Below are 26273 nucleotides of genomic sequence, written 5' to 3' on the forward strand. Positions count from 1 at the left end.
GGATGGATGAGTCAATGAGAGAGAAAGATCAGAAAAAATGAGAGACTGCTCCAGCAAAAACCATAAAATGTACATTTATTGAGCCGCTCATTGGCGTTTTTCGTCATCATTACTAGAATAATAAGGTAACTCGCTTCTGGTTAATGCACAGATATTAACGATTCAAACGGCTTAAACTCTCTAAACATCTCGCTAACGACGTCTTGCCTCTTGATATCAACTTATCGATTCAAGAGGCGCTTTTTTCATCAAAAGAATACCATTCATCCACTAGCGCTGAAGCACTAGCATTCGGCTGCTCATTGCTGGCGTTTCAATAGTCGTCATACTACCTTGGGCTTCAAACGTCTCACCAGTGTAGAGATCGTACAATCCATTCGTCCATTGCTTAAGCTCAACAGATTGGCTGCGAGCCGATTTATTGATGATCACGACCCCTTGTTCACCTCGGCGAAAGACCAATAGATCATCACTGGCTTCGATAGGTAACATGGGTAGCCCATGCATTTGATTATGAAAGGCAATCCCAGCCAAAATTTTAGGATCACACCAAGCATTCTGCCAACGCGGTTTTCCATTGCGAGCACAGAGTCCACTTGGGTTTAAATCCGTGTAGATCAACGGTACTCCGCCATCTCTACCAAGAATATAGCTATACGCCAGCGACTCTAACGTTTCTGACATCACGAGATCCATAAACACATCGTTATTAGGAATATCATGAGTAATAGCAAAGGTGATAGCGCGCTCTTTCGATAACGCTTCACCAAAACAGTAGGGGTCAATTAACGCTTTTAAACTGCCTTTCGGCTGTAACGCATTAAAGACAGTCTGAAATAAGGGGAAGTCATAAGCTCCCAAACGGGTTTGCTCTAAATAGGGCTCTAAAAACAGTTTATATTCCGCTTTGGTCGCTCCACCATCGGTGATGATCTCGCCAAAAATATGCACATCATGAGTGATCTCTTCACTCCATACACGCTTGAGATGCTCAATGGTCATATGCTTGGCAGCATCAATCCGAAACCCTTTCACGCCCATTGCTTTTAGCGCCAACAGATAGGCTTGCTGCTGTGCAACGACATGAGGATTATCACGTAATGTAGGTAAACCTGCATCATGTGGACCACCTGAAATACGTCCGTTTTGCACTTGCCATTTATCTTGCCAATCTTTAATACCAAAGGCTTCGACAAAATCATCTTCGGTAAACAGGGGTTGAGATAAGTCACCAAACAAACGTTGTTGTTGGTAATACTCATCACGCTGAGCATAGTCGTTAAGATCGTCATCACTTGGATATTGCAAGTCCAAGCGATGGGTTGATTCATTGGCCATGTGATTAAATACCACATCAGCATACACCCATAAACCCAGCGCTTCTAAACTCGCAACCATCGCTTGAAACGTGCTGGTATTGCCCAATTGATTATCAATCACTCGATAATCTTGTGGTTGATAACGCTGCCACCAAGGAGTACCGCTCGGTTGTTGGTAAGACTTCATCGGCGGTGAAACTAATACGGCTTTATAGCCTGCTTTGGCAATCTTTGACGCATGCTCGGTGACTTTGGCATAAGGCCAATCAAAAACATGTAAAATGACATCCGTCGGCTGAGAACTGATCATCTTGAATACTCCTGTTTATCTAGCCAGCGAAAGAAAACTTAAAAAATCAATGAATGCAGCTCGCTAGAACAATTCGATTATAGTGACCATGATTATAGGTTGCTGGAGCAAAGCGCCATCCCCCTTTATGGAATTATTGATGGTGGAGACCCAAGGCGTAGAATCACGCTTTCGCTAGGCAACGAAATGTTTAGGATGGATTAAAAAACCGTCGAGAAATCACATTTGCTCGTCGTACGGTATAGGCAGAAAATCACAAAGGCAGTAAAGCGCCTTTGTGATTGAATAAAAACAAGAAAATTAGTGTACAGGGGCATCACTGGCAGCAAAAAACGGCCCAAAATGTTGCTCTAATATTTCTGGAGTTAGTTCACCAGCCGCTTCTAAACGCTTAAATTCAGCCACCAAAGCACGCTGTTCTTCCAAACTTGGTAGTGGTGTTTCAGGTTGGTCGCTAAGCTGAGCGGTCATGTTCTCTAACTCTTGTTCAATATCTTTCATAGTATGCCTCTTCAATTAAAAACCTTGTAGTCTACTTAAGTCACCACAAGGTAGCTAGACTACGTTAGAGTTTAAAGTTACTCACCATCGAATCAAGACGCTGCGATAAGTCACTTAACTCTTGGCTCGCTTGAGCGAGTTGCTCTGCCGTCACCGTCGTTTTCTCATTCACAACATTAATTTCTTCAACATTGCTATTAATGGTGTAAACAACCGTCGATTGCTCTTCTGTCGCCGTAGCAACTTGAGTATTTCTATCAGTAATGTCTCGAATCTTCAGTAAAATGATTTCTAATTCTTGAGCGGCTGATTGGGTAAATTCAACCCCCTCGGCTGAAACGCTTCTCCCCGTTTCCATTGCTTGTACCGCCGCTTTCGCATCAGCTTGTAGTTGATGAATCATAGTTTGTATTTCTTCGGTCGAGCTTGCCGTACGACTGGCTAAATTACGAACCTCATCGGCAACCACCGCAAAACCACGACCTTGATCGCCTGCACGCGCAGCTTCGATTGCTGCGTTCAATGCTAATAAATTGGTTTGATCAGAGATGTCTCGGATCACATCTAAAATACTACCTATATCTTGGGTTTTCTTCGCCAACTGTCCAACCACTTCACCGGTATTCATGATATCAGTAGCTAAACGATCAATGGTGTTTTTGGCTTGAGTGATCACTTTTTTGCCTTGTAGCGTGCTGGTTGCCGCCTCATTAGCGGTTTCAGCAGCGGTAGCAGCATTGGCGGCAATTTCACTAATTGTCGAACCCATTTGATTCATGGCTGTCACCACTTGAACCGTTTGTTCACGCTGATGTTGGCTATTATCAAACGTGGTCTGCGATTTGTTCGACACATTCGCAGCGGCATGATGCAACGCTCGACTCGTCGCAGAAACCTCTTTCATCGATTGATGAATTTTATCGATAAAACCATTAAATCCTTGTGATAACTGAGCAATTTCATCGGTGCCCTCAATCTCAATACGTTGAGACAGGTCACCATCGCCTTGTCCGAGATCGGTAAATCGTTGAGCGATCTGACGGATAGGCTTGGCGATACTATTGGCCAAAATAATCCCCACAACAATGAACCCTCCAGCCACCATCAAGGTTAATAATATCATCCGTTGTCCCATGCTATTCAGATCAGCAAAAACCTCTCGAACAGGCACAGAAGCAACGACAAACCAACCCATACTCGGGATATAGAGACTGGCAACAAATACCTCTTCACCACTGTCTTGAGCCGTCATTAAATTAAAGGTTGATTTATTAAGTAGAGATGAGGCTTGTGGGCCATAAATATGGCTTAATGAACGTTGATGTTTATCATTTTGATGATGAACTTGAATCTCACCCTGAGCATTCGCTAGATAAACAAAGCCGGTTTGTTCAATCTTAAAACTGGTCAATAAACGTACCATGTCATCCATTGATTTAGACAAACCTGACATACTAATCCCATTGACAATTTGGTAGTTAGCAAACAGTTTTACCTCACCAGTCGGCTCTCTAAACATACTGACCATCGTTGGCTGTTGAGAGTCCGTGAAACCAAAAAACCAGCCATCTTGCTGACGATTCAATTGGCGGAGAAACCCATTTTGATTCCAATAAAAAGCCGTTTCTCGATTCGCCACTGAAGCATCATCTAAACGGTATTGCTGACGAATATTGTTGAGCTGAAGAACAAGCTGAGCTTCTTGCTCTGCATTTCTATCGGTGGTCGCAATCACTTCTTGAATAAACACATTGTTTGCAATCTGTTGAGAAGCTTGCAATAGGGTACTAACGTCTCGATCAATTTGTTCCGCAATTCGATGCAGCATCGTTGGGAGCTCAATATCAACTAAACGGTGCTCTAGCGTCTGCCTAGCTTGATGCTGAGCCATTAAACCAAGAATGGTCGTCGACGCTAAAACGGCTAGCGTCATACCGAGCACAACCTTACTTTTTATGGTCATGTTTTTGAATGTAAACATAGTACAACCTTATATAGATATCCCTTCAGGGGGTAGAACCAACATTATCAAGTCAGGAGTATAATAGAATCGGCAACCAATTCATATTTACGCATATCTCACCATAATGGTAAGCCTTCAATTCATTAAAAACTGATAATTATTCACCAAATATCGATACTCCAATCGCGTAAGGCGACAGCGAGACTGTCAATCAACCATACACTTTTTCAAAAAATTGATGCCGTTGTCGATTGGTCTTTGAGGATCATTGAGAGTAATAATGGTAGTGACTATGACTCGATTTTTAGGTAGAAAAGATATAAAAAAGCCCCTAGTTTTAGGGGCGATGTTGATTGAAAAGAGAGTAAAATTTAAACCTTAAAGCGACCGACTCTATTCTGTAGATCCGTCGCTAAACGTGCCAACTCATCACTGGCCGCCGCAATATGGGTTGAGCCATCGGATAATTGCTCTACCCCACCGCTGATTCGGTTGAGTGTTTGGTTTACATCATCAGCCACTATTGATTGTTGCTCGGTTGCCGTCGCAATTTGGATGTTCATGTCATTGATCGTAATGATCGCAGCGGTAATTTCACGCAGCTTTTCCGAAGCCTGTTCGGCCCAGTCGACCACTTCATTAGCCTTACGATAACCACCATCCATGACTTGCGAAGCATTCTTCGACGCTGATTGTAGTTTCTCGATAATGTCACGAATTTCTTCGGTAGAACTTTGCGTACGTGTCGCCAATGTTCGAACCTCATCTGCAACCACCGCAAAGCCTCGGCCATGTTCACCAGCTCGAGCAGCTTCAATTGCTGCATTAAGAGCCAGTAAGTTCGTTTGCTCAGCGATGCTACGAATCACCTCAAGCACTTTGCCGATAGAATCTGCGTCTTGCTGTAGTTTCTCTATCACATTAACCGCGGTTTGTACCTCTTTCGCTAAGGACAGGACTTCGTTAGTGGTTTTCGTCACCACGACTTCACCTTCTTGAGCAAATTTACTTGAACGGTCCGCCGCTTGAGCCGCATTACCGGCATTTTCTGCAACTTGGTTCACCGTTGCGGCCATTTCTGTCATCGCGGTAGCCACTTGATCCGTTTCGTGACGTTGTTTCTGTACTTGATCATTCGCTTCTCGGCTTGAAACCGCCAATTGCTCAGCCGCGGCACCTAACTGAATGGAAGCTTCAGCCACTTGTTTTACCAAGCTATGCACCCCTCCCACAAACGCGTTAAAGCTGCGCGCCAAATCGCCAAACTCATCGTGGCGCTCTTCATTAAGACGCTGAGTTAAATCACCATCTCCCGCGGCAATTTGCTCTAGTGCCTCACGCGTTTCGTTGATTGGTCTGACAATCATTTTAGCGACCAAAAGAATGATGACGATTAATAAAATCAAGGTCACCGCAAACGCCAGTAACAAGGTGACGGTTAATTCACGTGCCGTAGAGATAATATCATCGTACGGTTGAGCAACCGCGAGCGACCAACCCGGGGTATTCGCGACCGGATGGTAAGCCACCATATAATGTTGCTTATTTTCTAAATACAGATCGGTTAACCCAGATTGACCGGCAACCATTAATCTACTCATTTGTGCGTAAGCCGTGTTGCTGTCCTGAGTTGCATTATCTTTTAGGCGTTTGGCTGCCGTTTTATGTGCCACATAGACACCGCGCGAGTCAACCAGCCACGCTTCTGCATTATTGGTAGCGACACTATCAACCAGTTGAGTCAAAGTATTCAGCGTTACGGTTGCGGCTAATAAACCAATCACTTCACCACGATGATTTTTTACCACATGAGCCAAAACAATGATCGCATTGCCTGAAGTTCCCGAATAAAGCGGGTCACTGACCAGTGACTGCTGAGTTTTTTGTACCACTAACTGCTGAAAGTAACCACGATCGGCTCGACTCGCAACAACGCCGTTGTGGTGGTAAGCATCCCCTTTTAAGTCGACAAAGAACATCACTTCAAATTCTGAACTCATGTTTTTGCCAAAGTGTTTAACGTAGTTAAAAATGGCTTGCGTATCTCCGGAAGCTAACGTCTCGGTTTGTGCCAAGGAGCGGACAACCGCCATGCGGGCTTCTACCCAACTGCTGACCATTTCCGAACTACTTTGCGCCGTACGGCTGACTGATGTTTCTCCTAACCCCACCACTCTGGAGCTGACTTGATTGGTTACTATCCAAGCAGCCAGTAACAAACTGATGGTCAAAGGAATACTGAACACAATGATCAGTCTTGATGTCATTCTTAATTTTTTGAGCATGGGATCCTCTTCACCAAACAATGTCTGCTGAGACTAATAAAATCGAAGTTTTGCTACTTAGATGTTTAGCACAAAACCATTAAAAATCACGAAATTGATTGCAATTTGGTGAGTATTCTTCCAATCATTTATTTATATACCGAACTTAGTCCCATTTCTCGTCGTAATGTCGGCGTCGAAATCATCACCAATCGGTTCAAGTGCCGCATTTTTTTGCTGTATTGGTGGGAACTTTTCGGGTAATACATTGACCAAAAGCTGATTTTTCTATCGGGAGTTTAAGGTCAATGCAGTTAACTACCTTTCAAACACTACAAGACTATTTAAACCAGCAAGTGATTGGTCAATCTTCATTAATCCAACAGTTGCTAATTGCTTTACTGGCGGATGGGCATATTTTGGTTGAAGGCCCCCCAGGATTAGCAAAAACTCGTGCGGTAAAATCACTGGCTGAATGCATTGAAGGCGAGTTTCATCGTATACAATTTACCCCTGATTTACTGCCAGCAGACTTAACCGGTACCGATATTTTCCGCCCAGAAACGGGAGAATTCACCTTCCAACCTGGGCCTATTTTTCATTCACTGGTTCTCGCTGATGAAATAAACCGTGCTCCTGCCAAGGTACAAGCGGCAATGCTAGAAGCAATGGCTGAAAAGCAGATCACCGCAGGTCGTAAAACCTACCCACTACCGCCACTTTTTCTGGTGATGGCGACACAAAACCCGATTGAGCAAGAAGGGACTTATCCTTTACCTGAGGCGCAGTTGGATCGGTTTTTATTGCATTTAGAAGTTGGCTATCCTGACGCTGAACATGAATTGGCTATTTTGCGTCTTAACCGTGGAGAAGCTCTGGGACAGCGTTCTATTACTCCGCCCGTCTTGAGTCAATCGGATATTTTCTCTGCCAGACAAACCGTACTCAATATCCATATGGCTGAGGCCATCGAGCAGTATATCATCCGCCTTATCATGGCCACCCGTCATCCCGGTGAGTATGACCCAACACTAGCTCAATGGATTGAGATGGGGGTTAGCCCACGCGCAACCATCGCCTTAGACCGTTGTGCTCGTGCTCATGCTTGGCTCAGTGGCAGAGACTTTGTCAGCCCGGAGGATGTTCAAGCGATGATCTATCCCGTGCTTCGCCATCGATTACTGTTAACTTATCAAGCACAAGCAGAAGGCATCACGCCTAACCAAGTTATTGCTCACTTACTGACATTAGTCGGCAGCGCCTAGGATAAATAGATGACCAATCTTTCTCTATCATCATTACCTGAGCACGCCAATGGCGTTACCTTATGCCTTGAAGAACTACTGCCTTACCAGCAACAGGCCGTAAAATGGCTCCCTCCAGCTAAAAGTTTGTGGGCTCCATTGCTCGGTCAACACCAAAGCCGTCAACTTGGTCGTGGGATGGATTTTGCTGAAGTGCGCCAGTATCAGGCTGGCGATGATATCAGAAGCATTGATTGGCGAGTGACAGCAAGAACGGGTAAACCACACACTAAGCTTTTTTGTGAAGAGCGAGAAAAACCCGTTATTCTTTATGTCGATTTTAGCCCTTCGATGCAGTTTGGTTCAACTTTACTGTTTAAATCCGTGCAAGCCGCTCATATGGCAAGTTTAATCAGTTGGTTAGCCGTGGCGCAACAAGATCGAATTGGCGCGGTTATTGATCTTGGAAACCGGTTAATTGAACTAAAACCCACCGCACGGCGTAATGGCGCATTACGTATTCTATCTGAACTAATCAGTAGACAAACACAAGCGCAGCAGACGACCACTGCGTCAAATTCTTCCATGCAGGAAGGCTTACTCACGCTTGATCGACTCTGTCCTAAAGGCAGTGAGATTATCTTGCTCAGCGATTTCGTACGCTATGATGACGGAATGCAGCCACTCTTGAGTCGATTAAGTCGCCATAATCAAGTCCGAATAGTACAGATTGCCGATCCATTGGAGCAAGGGATCACCGCTTTTCGTGGTAGAGAACGTGTAAGAAATAACCAACACACGCTCTGGCTCAACTTTTCAGCAAATAATACCCGCGACGGTATCAAAAAATCCTTTGAATCTCAGAAACTAAAACTAAAATTATTGAGCCAACGTATGGCAATGGACTATCGCCTACTCTCTTGTGGGCGGCCTTTGTTACCACAACTATCCGGACTCTAAATTAAATGCAGGCAGCCTCATCACTACTCGACCTTAATGCTCTTCATCTTCCTGCTTTGCCCTCTTGGTGGCCATTAGCGTGGGGATGGTGGGTAAGCGCGGCAGCCGCTGTTAGCGTTATCTTGCTGGTTGCCTTTTTGATTCACTGGAAACGTAAGCGTCTCGCTCCGAAGAAAACCGCATTACGCTTACTCGGTATGCCTGCGGGTTATCAAACCCCCTCTTCTGCGATTGAATTGCTGAGACAAGCCGCGCTGTGTTATTTCCCGCGTGAAGATATTGCTCACCTCACGGGCCATGACTGGTACGTTTTTTTAGATAACCAATTGGGGCAACCACTCTTTGTGCCAAATCTCGCGTTATGGCAACAAGCCTTATATCAAAAACAACCCATCGAGCATCCGGAGCGTTTGGTTGCGGATTGCTACTTGTGGATAGATAAAGCGTTGCCCCCAACAAAGAGGAGTTTACGAAACCTTGGCAAACGTTGAATTTGTATGGTGGTGGCTGTGGGCGTTACTGCCACTGCCACTGCTGGTGTACTTTTTTTTACCGCCGCAACCACCCACTACTGCAGTACCTCTCGCTTATCTTCCGCCGTCCAGTGATAACCACCAACCACAGCAATGGCTGATAAAAGGTTTGGTGCTAACACTTTGGATAAGCCTCGTCGCAGCGGCAGCGCGCCCTGTTTGGTATGGTGAACCCATTACACACTCTCAGCCTCATAGAGACATGATGTTGGTGGTCGACTTGTCTTATTCTATGAATCAAAAAGACATGCAGATGGGCGATGACTATATCGATCGTCTCACGGCGGTCAAACAGGTACTTAGTGACTTTATCGCTCAGCGGCAAGGCGATCGTCTCGGACTGATTTTTTTTGCGGATCACGCCTATTTACAAACACCGCTCACTCTCGATAGAACTACCGTCGCTCAACAGCTTAATCAAGCCGTTTTACGTCTGATTGGCACTCAAACTGCCATCGGCGATGGTATTGGCCTCGCAACCAAAACCTTTATTGAAAGTGATGCCCCGCAGCGGGTGATGATCCTCCTCAGTGATGGCAGTAACAATGCCGGCGTACTTGACCCTATCGAAGCGGCGCAAATCGCCAAACAGTATCACACCACGATTTACACGGTGGGTGTCGGTGCAGGTGAAATGATGGTCAGGGATTTTTTTATGACGCGTCGTATTAATACTGCTGAAGATCTTGATGAAGAAACATTACAAAAGATTGCCGACTTGACGGGGGGACAGTATTTCCGAGCGCGTGATAAACAGGATTTACAGACCATTTATCAGACGATCGATAAACTTGAACCGATTCAGCAAGCGACTCATGTGTGGCGACCTCAAAAAGAAATATTCAGCTATCCGTTAGCACTAAGTTTGTTACTTTCTATCATTTTGATGATGCTGAGGAGACATCATGTCTGAGTTTATGTTTCTTTCGCCCCTATGGTTACTCGGGATCCTACCTGTTGGCCTCGTGCTTATTTGGCTTTTGCGATACGCCACAACTACACCTCTTATTGCTCCCCATTTGGCCCAAGCATTGGGGTTAGTGGCTCGCCAGCGGCAATCACTGGTTTTGGGTGGGCTCGGTACGTGCTGGCTAATCGCCCTCATTGCTCTAGCAGGACCTAGTTTTGAAAAACAGCCTCGGCCAAGTTATAGCCAGCAGAGTGGCCGTGTCGTGGTGATGGACATGTCACGATCGCTGTATGCTACCGATATCAAGCCAAATCGACTGTCTCAAGCTCGTTACAAAGTGCTCGATTTACTCAACGGTTGGCAAGAAGGCAGCACAGGTTTGGTCGCCTACGCTGGGGATGCCTATATTGTCAGCCCTTTAACTACCGACACAGCCACGATTGCGAGCTTAGTTCCGAACTTATCGCCAAGTATCATGCCATTACCGGGAGCCAATGCGGCGGCTGGGGTCGCGCTGGCGATTGAGATGCTCCAACAAGCGGGATTTCAACAAGGCGATATTCTATTAATCGCCGACGACCTTTCCGCCAATGAAGCATCGGCGATCTCTTCTTTAGTCCGAGGCAAACCATGGCAGTTAAGCTTGCTCGGTATCGGAACCGAAAGTGGGGCACCCATTGCTATGCCTGATGGCACACTGCTCAACGATCAATCTGGCCAACCGGTCATTGCTAAAACCAATTTTTCACTGATGCAAGATTTAGCTAACGAAGTACAAGGCTTATTCGTTGCTTATCGAGGGGACGATCAAGATATCATGCGTCTATTAAGTGCCACTCAATCTCAGTATCAGGCTTCATTATCCACACAAGCCGCTCAGCTCTCCATTCCAATAAACCACGGCTATTGGTTGATTTTATTGCTCATTTTACCAGCCGCATTACTATTTAGACGTGGCTATATTTGGGTTGCGTTACTAACACTGAGTAATGGCTTAACCGTTTCACCTGCACACGCCTCCGCATGGCTAAATCAAAATCAGCAAGCGCTGCAGGCTTATCAACAAGGTGATTATCAAACCGCAGCACAGTTATTTTCTCAACCAGAATGGCAAGGTGTTGCGCGCTATCAAGCCGGAGATTATCAAGGTGCGATTGACGTGCTTAGTCAAATCAAGAATCCCAGCGAGCAAGTACAATACAATCTAGCCAATGCTTTCGCCCAAGCTGGTGAGCTGACCGAAGCGCTACAACGTTATCAGCATATACTCGCCAATAATCCGCAGCATACTGATGCGCAGCATAATTTAACGGTGGTAAAGCAAGCGCTTGAGCAGCAACAGCAACAGCAACAGCAACAGCAACAGCAACAGCAACAGCAACAGCAACAGCAACAAGAGTCTGACGCTGACGATGCTTCGTCGCAAGCAGATTCGTCACCGACCAACGAAGCCAATCCGAACTCTGAGAAAGAGAAAAACTCGCCCCAAAACGGTGATGACTCACATTCGTCAACACAATCAGAATCACCCCAAGATAACAGTCCGAATGCAGAGCCTTCGGCTTCGTCCAATACAGATACGTTACATGCGGATGAAAAGACATCTGACTCAGCAGCAACACCGATCGAGCCGAATACATTAGAACCAGATTTGCCCCATGAGCCAACGGTGGATCAAACCCCAGCTAGCACACAAGAAAGCGATCCGCTACTGCGCCGTTTAGAGCAAGTCGAAAGTGCTCGCGATCCGAGTCGCTTATTACGTGCCCAGCTGTATTTACAAGCTCAAGAGAAATCAACTCCCCAAAATCAAGGTAATCCATGGTGATGAAATTGTTACGACTCAACTTTTCATTTTGGCTAATGATATTGCTCACTAGCATCAGTCTCTCGGCTTATAGTGCATCGTTTTATGCTACGGTCAGCAAAAATAAAGTCGTCCAAAACGAGGTCTTTCAGCTGCGTCTTGTCAGTGATCAACCGGCCAACGCAGAAGCGATTGATTTTAGTCATCTAGAAGAGGACTTTTTTACCAGCCGACCAAGCTTCGTGTCTTCAGTCAATATCATTAACAATCAACGTAGCCAGCGCAGCGAATGGACATTATCGCTAGCCGCCAATCGCTTAGGGATCTTAACTATCCCAAGCTTTGAGCTTAACGGCCAACGCACCGATCCCATCTCGATACAAGTCAGCGTTGATGAACAAGCACCACAGATGGATGAACTTGTTCAACTACAGAGTACCTTGTCACGGGATACTCTATATCCAGCAGAAAGTACCGTTTTAACGACTCGCCTTACCATCAAAGCGGATCGCCGCCGCTTACAAAACACCCACATCACACCACCGTCCGTAGATGGGATGACTATTGGTCAGATTGGTGAAACTCAACAATATCAGACGGTGATCGCAGGGATAGAAGCGACCATTATTGAGCAGCAGTATCGCTTAACAGCGATTCAAGCAGGGGAATATCATTTAGTTGAACCTCGTTTTCAAGGCTCATACCTTTTAGGAAATACGTTACATGGTGGGGCGCGCATTATTCCCCTCAACACAGAACCCAACACTTATTCATTAGTGGTTGAACCACAGCCGAGTGACTACCAAGGGGCATGGCTACCAACCTCACAGTTAACGCTCAGCGATCATTGGACAAATAGCCAAGGCGCGCCAATCACCGATAGCGTTTATCATCTCGAAGTGGGAGATGCTCTAACCCGAGATATTACCCTGCAAGTGGCTGGGGTCTCTGCAGAGCAACTGCCCACTCTTGCTCTGAGTTATCCTGATTCGATTAGCGTTTACGAGCAAAAGCCACAATTCACCACTTTAGATAACGGAAATACACTGATGCAACTCAAACAGGTGTTGATCCCACGGCGAAGTGGTGAAATCCAACTGCCTGATATCAATATTCATTGGTGGAATAGCCACACTAAACAGGCCCAATTAAGCCAAGCGAAAGGCTTATCCCTTGATGTTTCGGCGACTCAACCAATCAATGCTATCTCGCCCTCTGATCCGCACCATACGACAGCAGTGTCTGCTCAAACAATAGTTGTTAAAGAGGCAGGATTATGGCCGTATCTGGCCGCCTTATTGGCGACTTTCTGGCTAGTCACGCTCGGATTGTATTGGCGTTTATATCGAAAACATACCCGATTGAATGAACAAGAAACAACCAACATTCAGCCTAGCTCCACTTGGCAACAGCTACAGAATGCCTTAACCACTCAAGATGCGATGATGATTAACCATGCACTCTCACGCTGGTTAAATGAAAGTCCATTGACTCATGCAGAGCGAGAGCAAGTACGGCAAACCCTGAATACACTGCATGAAAATAAATTTTCACTAAACAGCCAAACGTGTGACTACCAAGCTCTTAACACGCTGATAAAACGTCTTCAGCAAGAAGCGCTAAAGCGGGCAGCCAAAACTCAGCACCCCTTAGCGAAATTATAGGATTAGATACGTTAAGACTAAGAATACCGACTTTGATATTAAGAGGAGAGGTGTTCAAACGAGTCAGGCGTAGTTGGGGTCAATTCGGCCCCAACCACGGTATTGCGTCCTTGATGCTTTGCTTGATAAAGCGCTTTATCGGCTTCAGCGTACATACGCTCAAATTGAATTTCACTCGGCGTAAAACGGGCAACAGAGTAACCAATCGAGACCGTTAAACATGAAGAAACAGGGCTAGTGTGATGTGGAATATTCTCTTGCTCGACCGCACAGCGAATCGTTTCGGCTAACGCGGCGACTTGCTGAGCATTATGCCTAGTCAGTAGCAAGACAAACTCTTCACCGCCGATCCGGCAAAATTGCTCTCCAGCAGACTGAGTATGCTGACTGAGCACTTTACCAATCCGCATTAACGCGATATCCCCCTCAAGATGCCCATAATAGTTATTAAATAACCCAAAGTGGTCAATATCGAGCAAAATAACCCCATAATCAACCGGCTTAGCCGCATGTTGCTCACAAGTTTGTTCTAACAAATGGGTTAACATACGCCGATTGCCTAAACGCGTCAGTGGATCCATTTTGGCCAGCAAATCCAGCTTCTCATTGGCTTTTTGTAGCTCTCGGGTACGGTTATAGATTTCACGCTCTAGGTTTTCATTCAATTCATTGATCGCTTGCTGAGCTTTAGCACGCATCAAGACTTCGGTTAAATTCGAGGCGAACATGCGGATCACTTCTCGTAACTGAGACGTTAACGGAGAGCGGCGGATCAGGTTATCAGCTGAAATAAACGCCAATGGTTTATCGTTATCAGTCAACATCGTCATCGCCGTCCAACCAAATCCGACAATTTGGCTGTCGTGATAAATGGGCACCGACTCTTTGAACACCACCTCATTTGGTGCTTGTTTGGCCAAAAGGACGATTTCATTATCAATCGCAGAGCTACGAAAATAACCCTCATCGACGATATTCCCTTGAATATCAGTTCCCCAAGTCCCCTGCAAATAACCGCACTGTTCATCGGTCAAAAATACTGCCATGCGATCGATACCCATGCGCTTAATCGCAAAGGCTACCGCCGTTTTACACACTTCACTCACCGTCAAACAACGCGATAATTCGACCATGCTTGCATGTAACATGCGCATGTTTTGTTCCTGCCGTTTACGAATATAAATTTGCGCCAATAACGAAGCAAAAGAACCGAGCATCTGGCGTTGATAATCACCGATGGGTTGACGACGAAAATAGTTGTCCATCGCTATCCAACCAAACACTTCTTCACCATCACGCAGCAATAGCATGCCGTTCCATCCCTGCCCGATCACCTCACCTGCGGTATACAACGGCGCATCATCGATGATCACCAACGTTGAGTTTCCGTCGGCGATCGCTTCGATATATCGTGGCTCTAACTGATGTAAATCGAACTGAGTATGATGCTCACTTATCGTTCGTCCTTGCTCATCCGTCCCATAAGTGCCGCTAAAACAGCGTTTTTTGATGTCTAATAAAAATAAAGCCACTCGATCAAACCCTAGCTTATCGCGCACCGCTTCAACCGATGCACGATGCAACTCATCCAAATTGCTCGGATTTGATAAGGTAAGTGCTAATTGATGTACCAGTTTCATGTTATCAATAAAAATTTCGCGCTGCGTTAACTCATCGCGATACTTAGCCTCACGGCTATCACGAAGCTTAAACTCTTGCGCAGCGTCCGTTTCGGCGCGGATACACTGCCAACGAGCCGCTATCAGCGGTAAGCATTCAAGCCCCCCGGTCGCCAATAACTGACTCACTCGCTGCTCACAGACTCCCTCAAACAATAAATAGGTCCGTTTATCGCTGTGGTTATCGAGGGTAAATAAATACGCTTCTGATGGGATGTCCTGCTGATAATCCCAGTTGCAAGTATTAGTAGCGAGAGGGATCAGATTATCGGCACAATCAAATTGGGCGGCCCACAACCAAAACGTCTCTGGATATTGAGCCACTGACAGCGGTTGCCCTACTGTAAAAATACTCTTTGCCTGATAAGGATGAGAAGGTGCATGGAAGATGTGCATCGCCTGAGGTAAAAGTATCTGGCGTAAAAAGGGAAAGATAACCTCAGTCAACATACGATGACTACTGCAAGTCGAGAGCTGTTTTGCTAGGGTACGAGAGAACATGACCATGGCCTAAATAGAGTGTGCCTAGCGTCAAATTAGAGAATCCAGCAGCGTTACTCAATCGAATCCCATAGTCTCTGTTAACCGCGCCGCAAATTGGCTAAAAGGGTTTATGTATCTTAGAGATGAGCTGCATTTTTGAGAGGTTGTTTCCATTTTATCTGGAAAGCGCAATGATTAATTGTGAAAATTCTCAATAGTGAGAATTTTCACAGACAAGATTAACGCGGAAAATGATCCGGATGACCAAATATTATTGCCGATGAACAGAGAACTCACCTCTGCTCTACGGATTCAATGTATTAGGCTTGCTGAAATGGATATAACGACCCGAGGCCCATGATCTGAGTTAGCTCATCAAGTGCGGTTCGATTCTCTATTAATAATTGCGGATCAGCCAAATCCGCTTCAAGTAATCGATCGCGATAATGCTTTTTCACCCATTGATTGAGCGTTTCAAAACGTTGATCATCCATTAAGCATCGGGAGTTAGTGGCTTTAAGCTCTGATGCATTGAGAACAACACGCAAACGCAAACAAGCCGGACCACCGCCGTTACACATACTTTCGCGCAGATCAAACACCTTAACTTCATCAATCGGTCCACCGCTGGTGATCAATTGCTGCAGATACGCCCACACTCGCGGGTTTTGACGAGACTCTTCAGGAACGACAATCAGCATTTTGCCATTGGCTTTGGTTAATAGCTGGCTGTTAAACAAGTAACTGTCTACCGCATCTTGCACCGCAACTAACTCGGTCGGAACTTCAATCGGGATAAATGGGCTGTCTAAGGCATTCAGTTTTTGCTCTAGCTCAGCAAAAGCACGCGCTTGATCGAGAAACGCTTGCTGATGATGGAACAATACCGGTCCATTGCTAACCGCAATCACATCATTATGAAAAACCCCTTGGTCGATCACCGCTGGATTTTGCTGGATAAACACTCGCTGCGCAGCGTTTAATTGATGCAACCGTGCCACTGCTTCACTCGCTTCACGAGTTTGTCGAGCAGGGAAACGCTGTGGTTCAACGGCTCCTCCCCATGCTTGACGACCGTACACAAATAGCTCAACTCCAGGCGCAGTATAATCAAGACATAACCGATTATGATTTGCCGCCCCTTCATCACCGAAAAGAGCTTGCTGAGGCAGCGCAGCATGGTGGACAAAATGCTCAGCAGAAGAAAATACCGCTTGCAGTGCTCGGCGGGTTGTCGTGGCTTCAATTGAACGATGAAATTTATTATTCAGATTAGCAACCGTAAAGTGAACTTTGTTATCAGCTGTATCTGCCGAAGGAGAAACCGTCGCAGCATTAGCGACCCACATCGATGAAGCGGAGCTTACGTTGGCTAAAAGCTGCGGAGCTTGCTTGGCAACTTTAGCCAGTATTTGCTCATCGCGTCCACTAAAGCCCAATTCACGCAAAGTCGCCATACAAGGCCGTTCTTGGGGAGGTAATATACCCTGTACAAACCCCATATCATGAAGTGCTTTCATCTTGCTGAGCCCTTGCAGCGCAGCTAGCTGTGGATTAGAAGCCGCATTTTTATTTGAAGTTGACGCAACATTACCAAACGACAGTCCTGCGTAATTATGAGTAAGCCCAACCAGACCATCAAAATTCACTTCATAAGCTGACATACACAACGTCCTTATTATTATTGATTTTAAAAGAGGAAATTAACAACTCGCGGTCACGATCGGCTGCGCAAATAATGGGGCAATTCTGACTTTATCACCTTGCTGTACTTGTAATTGATCCGCTTGCTCAGCCGTCAGCGAGATTTGCTGATCAACGTATTGCGCATTACTGATCATCGCTCGATAATGGTGATAATTAAGATTACCAATCAACCATGTAGCCTCCCCTTGTGGTGGCGAGTCACTGATCAATACCTCACATAACTCACTATCACGAACCATGCGTAAGTCATCAATGTACGCTTCCAGAGTCGGGCCGGCATCGAAAATATCGATGTAGCCTTCATAACGCATCCCTTCATCTTCAAGAATTTTACGCGCAGGCTCAGTGTTAGGGTGCACCTTAGCAATCACTTGCTGAGCAGGCTCCGATAAAAAATCGACATACAGAGGATGTTTTGGCATTAATTCGGCAATGAATGCCTTTTGGCCAATCCCCGTTAAATGATCCGCTTGGCTAAAATCAATCGAAAAGAATCGTCGGCCGAGGCTTTCCCAGAACGGTGAATGGCCACTATCATCAGAGACGCCACGCATCTCAGCAATCAATTTATCAGTGAAATGTTCTCGGAAACTGGCCATAAACAGCAGCCGGCTTTTCGATAATAAATGGCCATGTTTACCTAATCGAAAATCAGGATCGAGAAAGAGTGTGCACAGCTCGCTGCATCCCGTATGATCATTACTTAAAAATAAGGTCGGCATTTGGTTATAAACATCCAGCTCTTTGGAGGCATGCACCAAAGTCCCAACCCGAAAATCGTACCACGGTTCATTTAAACCAATCGCCACTTCTAAACCACTCACACCAACCACTTGCTGAGTTTCTGTCTCTTCCAAGACAAACAGATAACCTTGATCATGCAGCGGCGCTTCTCCTTGCCAAGTCGCCAGCATTCTTTCAATTCGCTGCGCTAAACGCTGTTCATGATGAGGTAACGAAGTGAATCCCACTCCGGTTTTTTTAGCTAAGGCTAGCAATGCGGGTTTGTCATCCCTAGTCACTGGGCGAATAAGCATCATAACTTGAATCCTTGTTGTGATGGGCGATGTTCTTGTTCGTAAGCGAAGAACATAACCATGCAAAATAGCCACACAAATAATTCTTACTGTCTACTCATCACTAAAAATGCATTATTTTTGACACGTTATGCTAACAAGTAAGGATTATTATCCAGAAGTGCTACTATTTATTTAAAACTTGGTGGTTATTGCTAAACATTGATTAACTTTGTCGTGTTTACATAGTAAATTCAAATAAAGAAAAATATCAACACTTTTAACAAAAAACCAACCATATACAAGACAAAAATTAACTTAATAGACTGAAAAGTAAATACATTATCTCGATAAATAACGACAATGATTTAAGCTATTTATACTCATTCCCCCTCATCTATCTAAATCTATTGGTTCAATAATTACTCTACGGTGAATACAAATCGAACGTTGGAAAAAGAAAAGTTAATCATTATTAATGCATAGCCATGCTACATATTCGTTACTCTCTTCATTGATTATTTTGCTTAGCAAGGCGTTATTTCAGAGATAACGCTTTTATATAGAAATATCATGAAATGATGACCCAATAAAAATATGGCAGGGAATGTTCAAAGCAACCGATTACTTAGCTTAATGGGTGAAAGAATCGAAACTGCGCATCCATTAATTGAATAAATGTGATGAAAATCTCTTTTTGTACCGCTATACTCCGCGCTCGGTGTGCATCCGAACTCACCAATACAAGCCGTCATATGGAATAGTGAACGACCCTAGGATAGGACCAGCTCGTTAACTTTGCTTGTAAAGGTGCTTTATGAACAGACAACGGCGACCGCTTAGGTCATTACTTCCCTCCTACACTGCTAGCCAGTGCCGTAGCCTGTTCCCGCCTTTTATAAACATGACACCCACTCTCTTTCCATTCATTCACGACATCGAAAAAAATTATGACGATTATCTTTAGCTTATTGGGCATGCTGGTCTTGCTCGCTTTGGCGTATCTGCTCTCTGAGAAACGCGCGATTATTAATTGGAAAACGGTTTCACGAGCATTATTACTGCAAGTTAGTTTTGCGGCTCTGGTCTTGTACTTTCCTTGGGGACAAGCCGCCCTTGGTGCGCTCAGTCAAGGTGTTGCAAGTCTGTTAGGCTTTGCTGATGTAGGCATCGCCTTCTTATTTGGTGATTTAGCCAATACTGGGTTTATCTTTGCAATTCGTGTTTTGCCGATCATTATCTTTTTTAGCGCGCTTATCTCTGCGCTGTACTATTTAGGCATTATGCAAAAAGTCATCGCTTGGTTAGGCGGCGGGATCCAGCGCTTTTTAGGCACCAGCAAAGCCGAGTCTTTAGTCGCTACAGGCAATATCTTTTTATCACAAGGGGAATCGCCGCTATTAGTACGTCCCTTTTTGCCTAAATTAACCCGCTCAGAGCTATTTGCGGTGATGACTGGCGGTATGGCTTCTGTAGCGGGTAGTGTGCTCGGAGGCTATGCAGGACTCGGTATTGAGCTAAAATATCTGATTGCCGCTAGCTTTATGGCGGCGCCAGGTAGCTTGCTCATGGCGAAAATCATCGTCCCTGAAGCAGGAAAACCGTGCGATCAGACCGATGTACACATTGATGGTAGCGAACAAAGTAATGTGATTGATGCTCTCGCAAGCGGCGCAATGAATGGCATGAAGGTGGCGGTCGCGGTCGGAACCATGCTTATCGCTTTTGTCAGCGTGATCGCGATGGTCAATACTGGGTTAGAGAGCTTTGCTGAACTGTTTGGTTTACAAGGCATCACTTTACAGCTCTTACTTGGCTATCTGTTTGCACCACTGGCTTGGATACTCGGCATCCCTGCTCATGAAATGATTCAAGCAGGCTCTTATATCGGCCAAAAAGTGATCATGAATGAGTTTGTGGCCTTTATTGATTTTATCCAACATAAAGAAACACTGTCTGAGTACAGCCAAGTGGTGATTACCTTTGCTTTATGTGGCTTTGCCAATATTGGTTCGATCGCGATTCAGCTTGGTTCGATTGGGGTTATGGCACCAGAGCGTCGAGCAGAGGTCGCCAATTTAGGCCTGAAAGCCGTGATTGCTGGCACTCTTGCTAACCTAATGAGTGCTTGTTTGGCTGGTTTGTTTATTTCACTGTAAATCTCTTAATGAAGAAGGGCTTTGCCCTTCTTCATTATCTTATCTCTCTCATTTATTTTTTAATCTCCCCCCTTTGAGAGCAAGTGAGATCTTGTCTAATCTTCGCCCTTTTACGCTCAATGATCGACTGGATTACCCACTGGGTTTTGCCAGCTATTGCATCGAGAACCTCATGATTTACTCTTTTCTATTCTCCATAAATAAACTTTATTGTTGCATAATGGTCTGATAGCCAAGCTCAATACTCGCGACTATTCAATGAGCTAGGTTTGAAGTGTGTGGTTGCCTGTGCGTCTATCGACTTGGCATTGCAGGTAGTTAGCCAGTCTAGTCATTCCCTATACGCAAATCACTCGGTGATTAGGGTAAAGGCACACAGCAAACACCGCTACCATCTCTAATAGGAAAGGTATATCCTCCAATAATAAAGGACCGTTACCGCATGATAATGCATTCTCGTCAACGTTTAGTCACCGCGCTACTCGCTGGAGCACTATTAAGCTCCTCACCGCTATGGGCTGAAGAGCCTACTACCGATGACTCCATGAGTTACAGCAGTATTGTTGAAACCATGAGTCATAAAGAAGGTTTCCTTACTTTTTATCGCGACCAAACTACCGGTGAAACGTTATTTGCCATCAATGAATCACAGCTCAACCAGCCAATGATTTATCTCGCCCAAAGTCTGGATGGTATTGTTGAAGCAGGACATTTTCGGGGCAACTTTCGTGAAACTCGCGTCATCGAATTTCGCCGTTATTTCGATAGAATTGATATCGTTGCGTTGAATCCTCGTTTTCAATTTGACCCCAATAACCCTCTTTCCCGCGCAGCCAACGCGAATATTAGTCAAGCGACACTGGCAACCCTACCAATCATTGCCGAAGAAGAAGGACAAATCCTACTGAGCGCGGATCGATTATTCATCGGTGATGCACTGCATAAACTGACGCCAACTCTCGACAGACGTTCATCAGGAGCAGGGTTCATGATGGGTGAACTGCTCGAACATCGCTCGCGTTTTAGCGCGGAGCGCGTCTATCCACGTAATGTCGACGTGGTGATCGACTATGTATTCTTAAACAATGAGCCACAAGAGAGCTCGGCGGCTCAAGCCGATGCGCGGATCACGCAAATCCGTCTCCAACATTCATTGATTGCACTGCCTGAGAATGACTATCAACCGCGCGCCGATGACGCACGGATTGGCTACTTTACTCAATCGTTTGATCGGATGACCGATAGCAGTTGGGCACCTTATGGTGATGTGATTAATCGCTGGCACTTGGAGAAAAAACACCCAGAGCAAGATCTCTCAGAACCCGTAGAACCCATTGTGTGGTGGATAGAAAATACGACACCTCATGAATGGCGAGAAGCGATTCGTCAAGGAGTCGAAGGATGGAATATCGCCTTTGAAGCTGCAGGATTTAAAAATGCACTGGTCGTCAAAGAGCAACCGGATGATGCCGAGTGGGAAGCGGGAGATATTAATTATAACGTGCTACGCTGGACCTCTTCTCCTCAACCTCTGTTTGGTGGTTATGGTCCTTCACTAGCGAACCCTTTAACCGGTGAAATTATTGCCGCTAACATTATGTTAGAGCATATTTTTCTGTCTAATGTTTGGTTAACCGAGCAAGTGTTCGCGCCTGTCACTCCCACTCAGCAAACGCACACTCATATCATTAACGGACAACTAGTGCATTGCTCTGCCGCCCATTCTCTACAGCAAGGTTTAATGATGGCAAGAGCAACTTATGGTTTACCGACCGGAGAAGCCTTTGCCGACAATGAACGTTTACAGCAAGGATTACGCCATTTAGTGATGCACGAAATCGGGCATACCTTGGGGCTGAATCATAATATGAAGTCTCATTCTTTATGGGATAATGAGCAAATTCACGATAAGTCGCTCACTAAAGGGGTATTGTCGGGGTCGGTAATGGATTACGCACCGATTAACTTAGCCCCCGTAGGTAAACCGCAAGGTGATTATTACAGTTACTTACCTGGGCCTTACGATATCTGGGCGATTGAATATGGTTACTCTCCCGCACTTACAGACCCTGAACAAGAGTCACAACGCCTAGAACGTATTTTACAGCGTTCCCATCAGCCTGAATTGGCATTTGCTAACGATGCAGATGACATGCGTTTTCCTGGCGTCCACATCGACCCTCGGGCAATGATTGGCGCACACAGCTCGGACCCTATCACCTATGCGACACAACGTTTTGAGCTGATTAAGCACACTTACCCTCAATTATTGCAAACGGCGCGCGTACCTGGTCAATCCCATCAACAACTGTTGATTAGCGCTAATGTGCTCTTTAATCACTATCTCAATCAAGCCAATGTTGTTTCACGCTATATCGGTGGTATCTATGTTGAGCGAGCGGTGGTTGGACAAGATCCACAAGTCAAACCATTTACTCCGGTTGCGCTTGCCGACCAACAGCGCGCAATGCGTACTTTAGCCAACTATGTCTTTGCCCCCGATGTCTTACAAGAAATGATGCCGCTACTCAATTATATGCAGCCTCAACGACGCGGGTTTGCTCGATACGGTATCAATGAGGATCCGAAACCTCACCAACGTCTCTTTGCTATGCAGCAAATGATCCTCGATCATCTATTGCATCCTAACGTCACGATGCGTCTCAGCGATAGTCGATTGTATGGTAATCAATACAGTGTGAATCAGATGCTCAGTGAATTAACTAACGCTATTTTTGTCGATGCCAGACAAGTCAACAGCATCAGTCAAATGCTGCAGGTCAGTTATGTACAACGCCTGATTGTCATCGCAAATCTTGATAAAGAGAATGAAAGTGAGCACGATTTTGTGACCCGCTCTGAGGCTTTAGCTCAACTCCACGCGATTCGTAAAATGCGTCTCTCAAGACATGTGAGCGATGAAGTGAAAAATCATTATCAGTTTATTAATCAGATGATCGATAGAGCTCTGAAATAATCATTAAAAAAACCGCTTCAAAAGTCGAGTAGACCTGAAGCGGTTATACATTTCAAAGCGGCGGATTAAAAAGTCAGCGAAAGGTTAGCCGCTACCCCCATCTGATGTTTACCAGCGTAGTTCCCCGCTAAATCAAAACGCACCACATCAAACGGACTAAAACCAATACCCGCGGTAATAGCATTATCAAGATTACTTTCTAAATCAATCTCATAGCCAGCACGTAGTTGCGCCCAGCGCCATGCATTACCTTCAATACCAAAGCGTAAAAACTGAGTATCATCCCCTTTGCCGTCAAAACGAGATTGTTTGGTGAGATCTAAATCCACAGCAGCGGTGAAAGCATCCGTTACATAACCACCCGAGACGGTAACTTGAGTATCCAATTTGTATTGATTGATGCCATTAAATGTCGTGATTTTTTGACTAAACAGATCTTTTACCGCCACACCTGCGCGATAGTTATCTTTTAGCCACACGACTCCTAAATCGAGGTTAAAAGCGCTGTCACTGGTTTCACTCTGATCATAATCATCTAAATCAAATTCTTTAACACTTAAACTCTGTTGATAAGTCTTGAGTTGTTGAATTTTCGGCGCTACACCGATAGCCCATTGATGGCCGCGATACTGCACCATTTTCGCCACTGCAATCCCGTATTCGGAATAACCAAAGGCCATAAGATCAACACTCGAGTCTTGATAGCGATTGACCGGATCGGCATCATCACTGATCTGCGCTTTCGCTAGGATCTCAACGTAGCCGCGAGCAAAAAAGTTCAGCGAAACTCGGTTCATCGGAATGGCGACGGCAACCCCCAAACCACCCGACACCGCAAAAGGTTTATTGTTATTTAAGTCATCTAAATAACGATTCAATCGATCTTGCGTTGCTTGTGAAGTATCACCAGCTTCAAACGCTTTGATCACATCTTGTAAATCATCAATCGTCGATAAATTATCATCGCTATCGCGCAGATTAATACCGACAGCGGGTAATAGCACGCCAAAGTCATCTCGGCTACGATAAACCGCGGTTAACGCTGGGTTATAAAACGGCGCTAATAGATAATCAGAGGTGGTCACCCCAGTATTACCCATTGCATTCCCTCGCGCATCAGCGACAGCATTCGCCGCTAACGCAGAACCAGAAAAAAACGCCCCAAGCACCACTGCCAGTTGTGTGTATTTTTGCATATCCTTATCACCTTTTACGTGAAAACACTCATCACTAAGGTTAATACACTAAAGGCTAAATCGCTAAATAACCGTCATTTTTTAAATCGCGCACTCCATAAAGTGCAGTGCGCGACTTTCATCAATCGGATTTAAGCAGATCGAGGAGCAGATTTAACGACCGGCGTCTTGACTGCTGATGATGGGCGACGAGTACGATGTGACGGACTCTTTTTCGCTGAATTAGGATTGGATTTGTTCGCAGGGCGTCCCTCACCGGACGTTTGACCACGATGACCCGTATTTTGCTGAGTCGCTGTCGGCTTCTTCACTTTTTTGGGCTTTTTAGGTTTAAGCGGACGACCATCTAACTTTGATTCAGGGACAACATTAGTGGGCTCAAAACCGGCCAAACTCATTCGAGGTAATACCGTTTGAATTAAACGTTCAATCGCAAATAACTCCGGTGCTTCCAATTCACACACAAATGAGATCGCTTTACCCACTTCTCCAGCGCGGCCAGTTCGGCCGATACGATGGACATAATCTTCAGCGACTTTAGGCAACTCAAAATTGACCACTTGTGGCAATTGAGGGATATCAATGCCACGCGCAGCAATATCGGTCGCGACCAGAATACGTATATCGCCTGCTTTAAAGTCAGCTAACGCTCGAGTACGTGCGCCTTGGCTTTTATTACCGTGGATTGCCGCCGCGGTTAATCCTTGCTCATTTAAATAGGTCGCTAAACGGTTCGCACCATGTTTAGTCCGCATAAAGACCAACACTTGTTGCCAATTACCCTCTTTGACCAATTTAACCAACATGGCTGGTTTCTTTTTCACGTCAGCCGGATAAATACATTGCTCAACAGTTCTTGCTGTTGAATTGGCAGGGCTGACTGAAATCTCAACCGGATTATTAACTAAGCCTTTAGCAAGCTCTCGAATCTCGGTCGAAAATGTTGCCGAAAACAATAAGTTCTGACGCTTTTCTGGCAGTAATTTCAAGATCTTACGAATATCACGAATAAAGCCCATGTCTAACATGCGATCCGCTTCATCCAAGACCAAGATTTCCAGTTGATCAAACTTGACCGCATTTTGGTTATACAGATCCATCAATCGACCTGGGGTAGCCACTAAAATATCCGCCCCTTTACACATCCGCTGCATTTGTGGGTTAACTTTCACTCCACCAAAGACGACGGCACTGCTTAATGGCAGATGACGACCGTAGACTAGAATACTTTCTTGAATTTGCGCAGCCAGCTCACGTGTTGGGGTAAGAATTAAAGCGCGAACCTGATTGGCTCGAACCTTTGGACCCTTTGATAAAAGCTCCAAAATAGGCAATGTAAAGCCAGCTGTTTTTCCTGTGCCAGTCTGAGCTGCTGCCATGACATCCTTGCCCTCTAATACCGCAGGAATGGCCTGCATTTGGATAGGCGAAGGCGTGTTATACCCTTTCTCTTCAATAGCTTTAAGGATTGGTGCAGAAAGACCGAGCGAGGTAAAACCCATATATGATTCTCAATAGTAATAAAATAAACAACGCGGCACCGCCGCGCAAAGTCCACCATTTTGAGGCCTTTACTATTGG

At 45.3% G+C, this 26273-nt stretch carries 17 protein-coding genes; 8 read left to right on the forward strand and 9 right to left on the reverse strand.

Annotated elements, in window-relative coordinates:
* Nucleotides 1-270: 270 nt before the first annotated feature.
* The 4 genes from CAG58_RS06760 to CAG58_RS06775 form a co-directional block, all read right to left on the reverse strand.
* Nucleotides 271-1629 (reverse strand): alpha-amylase family protein, encoded by a 1359-nt coding sequence (locus CAG58_RS06760; protein WP_161425674.1) that lies wholly within the window; start codon nucleotides 1627-1629, stop codon nucleotides 271-273.
* Between the two features lie 300 nt (nucleotides 1630-1929).
* Nucleotides 1930-2130, reverse strand: coding sequence for a restriction endonuclease subunit S (locus tag CAG58_RS06765; RefSeq protein WP_154170874.1), 201 nt, complete (start codon nucleotides 2128-2130; stop codon nucleotides 1930-1932).
* A 64-nt stretch (nucleotides 2131-2194) separates the two neighbouring features.
* Nucleotides 2195-4111, reverse strand: a complete 1917-nt coding sequence (locus CAG58_RS06770; RefSeq protein ID WP_161425675.1) for a methyl-accepting chemotaxis protein — start codon at nucleotides 4109-4111, stop codon at nucleotides 2195-2197.
* Between the two features lie 353 nt (nucleotides 4112-4464).
* Complete coding sequence (locus CAG58_RS06775; RefSeq protein WP_158145179.1) at nucleotides 4465-6378, reverse strand: methyl-accepting chemotaxis protein; 1914 nt, start codon at nucleotides 6376-6378, stop codon at nucleotides 4465-4467.
* 287 nt (nucleotides 6379-6665) lie between these two features.
* On the opposite strand from CAG58_RS06775, the gene CAG58_RS06780 reads away from it, so the two are divergent.
* From CAG58_RS06780 to CAG58_RS06805, 6 genes are read left to right on the forward strand one after another with little or no spacing between them, the layout of a single operon-like run.
* Nucleotides 6666-7622 (forward strand): AAA family ATPase, encoded by a 957-nt coding sequence (locus tag CAG58_RS06780; RefSeq protein WP_161425676.1) that lies wholly within the window; start codon nucleotides 6666-6668, stop codon nucleotides 7620-7622.
* A 9-nt stretch (nucleotides 7623-7631) separates the two neighbouring features.
* A complete protein-coding gene (locus CAG58_RS06785) occupies nucleotides 7632-8561 on the forward strand; it encodes a DUF58 domain-containing protein (protein ID WP_154170871.1) in 930 nt (309 codons plus the stop codon).
* Nucleotides 8562-8566: 5 nt separating this feature from the next.
* Nucleotides 8567-9052, forward strand: a complete 486-nt coding sequence (locus CAG58_RS06790; RefSeq protein WP_154170870.1) for a DUF4381 domain-containing protein — start codon at nucleotides 8567-8569, stop codon at nucleotides 9050-9052.
* Nucleotides 9039-10007: a vWA domain-containing protein gene (locus CAG58_RS06795; RefSeq protein ID WP_161425677.1), complete on the forward strand. Its 969-nt coding sequence runs from the start codon at nucleotides 9039-9041 to the stop codon at nucleotides 10005-10007. The genes CAG58_RS06790 and CAG58_RS06795 overlap by 14 nt, the downstream gene beginning before the upstream one ends.
* A complete protein-coding gene (locus CAG58_RS06800; RefSeq protein ID WP_161425678.1) occupies nucleotides 10000-11832 on the forward strand; it encodes a VWA domain-containing protein in 1833 nt (610 codons plus the stop codon). Before CAG58_RS06795 ends, CAG58_RS06800 begins: the two co-directional genes overlap by 8 nt.
* Nucleotides 11832-13475: a BatD family protein gene (locus CAG58_RS06805; protein ID WP_161425679.1), complete on the forward strand. Its 1644-nt coding sequence runs from the start codon at nucleotides 11832-11834 to the stop codon at nucleotides 13473-13475. Before CAG58_RS06800 ends, CAG58_RS06805 begins: the two co-directional genes overlap by 1 nt.
* A gap of 38 nt (nucleotides 13476-13513) precedes the next feature.
* On the opposite strand, the gene CAG58_RS06810 is transcribed toward CAG58_RS06805, so the two are convergent.
* From CAG58_RS06810 to astA, 3 genes are all read right to left on the reverse strand, one after another.
* Nucleotides 13514-15655, reverse strand: a complete 2142-nt coding sequence (locus tag CAG58_RS06810; protein ID WP_161425680.1) for a sensor domain-containing diguanylate cyclase — start codon at nucleotides 15653-15655, stop codon at nucleotides 13514-13516.
* Nucleotides 15656-15957: 302 nt separating this feature from the next.
* Nucleotides 15958-17301, reverse strand: a complete 1344-nt coding sequence (gene astB, locus CAG58_RS06815; RefSeq protein WP_161425681.1) for an N-succinylarginine dihydrolase — start codon at nucleotides 17299-17301, stop codon at nucleotides 15958-15960.
* A gap of 39 nt (nucleotides 17302-17340) precedes the next feature.
* Nucleotides 17341-18384: an arginine N-succinyltransferase gene (astA, locus tag CAG58_RS06820; protein WP_161425682.1), complete on the reverse strand. Its 1044-nt coding sequence runs from the start codon at nucleotides 18382-18384 to the stop codon at nucleotides 17341-17343.
* A gap of 926 nt (nucleotides 18385-19310) precedes the next feature.
* On the opposite strand from astA, the gene CAG58_RS06825 reads away from it, so the two are divergent.
* On the forward strand, nucleotides 19311-20519 hold the full coding sequence (locus CAG58_RS06825) for a NupC/NupG family nucleoside CNT transporter (RefSeq protein ID WP_161425683.1): 1209 nt from the start codon (nucleotides 19311-19313) through the stop codon (nucleotides 20517-20519).
* Nucleotides 20520-20961: 442 nt separating this feature from the next.
* Nucleotides 20962-23496 (forward strand): zinc-dependent metalloprotease, encoded by a 2535-nt coding sequence (locus CAG58_RS06830; protein WP_161429830.1) that lies wholly within the window; start codon nucleotides 20962-20964, stop codon nucleotides 23494-23496.
* A gap of 65 nt (nucleotides 23497-23561) precedes the next feature.
* Here CAG58_RS06830 and CAG58_RS06835 read toward each other — a convergent pair whose 3' ends face one another.
* Nucleotides 23562-24692 (reverse strand): conjugal transfer protein TraF, encoded by a 1131-nt coding sequence (locus CAG58_RS06835; protein ID WP_158145187.1) that lies wholly within the window; start codon nucleotides 24690-24692, stop codon nucleotides 23562-23564.
* Between the two features lie 131 nt (nucleotides 24693-24823).
* Nucleotides 24824-26194: a DEAD/DEAH box helicase gene (locus CAG58_RS06840; RefSeq protein WP_161425632.1), complete on the reverse strand. Its 1371-nt coding sequence runs from the start codon at nucleotides 26192-26194 to the stop codon at nucleotides 24824-24826.
* Nucleotides 26195-26273: the final 79 nt, after the last annotated feature.

Source organism: Vibrio sp. V31_P5A7T61, from assembly GCF_009904895.1.
Taxonomy (GTDB): Bacteria; Pseudomonadota; Gammaproteobacteria; order Enterobacterales; family Vibrionaceae; genus Vibrio; species Vibrio metschnikovii.

What these genes read in the sequence shown, in the direction of transcription:
- CAG58_RS06840 (WP_161425632.1), bottom strand. Translation starts at nt 26,194, where the DNA reads ATGGGTTTTACCTCGCTCGGTCTTTCTGCACCAATCCTTAAAGCTATT.
- CAG58_RS06780 (WP_161425676.1), top strand. Translation starts at nt 6,666, where the DNA reads ATGCAGTTAACTACCTTTCAAACACTACAAGACTATTTAAACCAGCAA.
- CAG58_RS06765 (WP_154170874.1), bottom strand. Translation starts at nt 2,130, where the DNA reads ATGAAAGATATTGAACAAGAGTTAGAGAACATGACCGCTCAGCTTAGC.
- CAG58_RS06830 (WP_161429830.1), top strand. Translation starts at nt 20,962, where the DNA reads ATGATAATGCATTCTCGTCAACGTTTAGTCACCGCGCTACTCGCTGGA.
- CAG58_RS06810 (WP_161425680.1), bottom strand. Translation starts at nt 15,655, where the DNA reads ATGTTCTCTCGTACCCTAGCAAAACAGCTCTCGACTTGCAGTAGTCAT.
- astA (WP_161425682.1), bottom strand. Translation starts at nt 18,384, where the DNA reads ATGATGCTTATTCGCCCAGTGACTAGGGATGACAAACCCGCATTGCTA.
- astB (WP_161425681.1), bottom strand. Translation starts at nt 17,301, where the DNA reads ATGTCAGCTTATGAAGTGAATTTTGATGGTCTGGTTGGGCTTACTCAT.
- CAG58_RS06800 (WP_161425678.1), top strand. Translation starts at nt 10,000, where the DNA reads ATGTCTGAGTTTATGTTTCTTTCGCCCCTATGGTTACTCGGGATCCTA.
- CAG58_RS06825 (WP_161425683.1), top strand. Translation starts at nt 19,311, where the DNA reads ATGACGATTATCTTTAGCTTATTGGGCATGCTGGTCTTGCTCGCTTTG.
- CAG58_RS06760 (WP_161425674.1), bottom strand. Translation starts at nt 1,629, where the DNA reads ATGATCAGTTCTCAGCCGACGGATGTCATTTTACATGTTTTTGATTGG.
- CAG58_RS06805 (WP_161425679.1), top strand. Translation starts at nt 11,832, where the DNA reads ATGAAATTGTTACGACTCAACTTTTCATTTTGGCTAATGATATTGCTC.
- CAG58_RS06775 (WP_158145179.1), bottom strand. Translation starts at nt 6,378, where the DNA reads ATGCTCAAAAAATTAAGAATGACATCAAGACTGATCATTGTGTTCAGT.
- CAG58_RS06835 (WP_158145187.1), bottom strand. Translation starts at nt 24,692, where the DNA reads ATGCAAAAATACACACAACTGGCAGTGGTGCTTGGGGCGTTTTTTTCT.
- CAG58_RS06770 (WP_161425675.1), bottom strand. Translation starts at nt 4,111, where the DNA reads ATGTTTACATTCAAAAACATGACCATAAAAAGTAAGGTTGTGCTCGGT.
- CAG58_RS06785 (WP_154170871.1), top strand. Translation starts at nt 7,632, where the DNA reads ATGACCAATCTTTCTCTATCATCATTACCTGAGCACGCCAATGGCGTT.
- CAG58_RS06790 (WP_154170870.1), top strand. Translation starts at nt 8,567, where the DNA reads ATGCAGGCAGCCTCATCACTACTCGACCTTAATGCTCTTCATCTTCCT.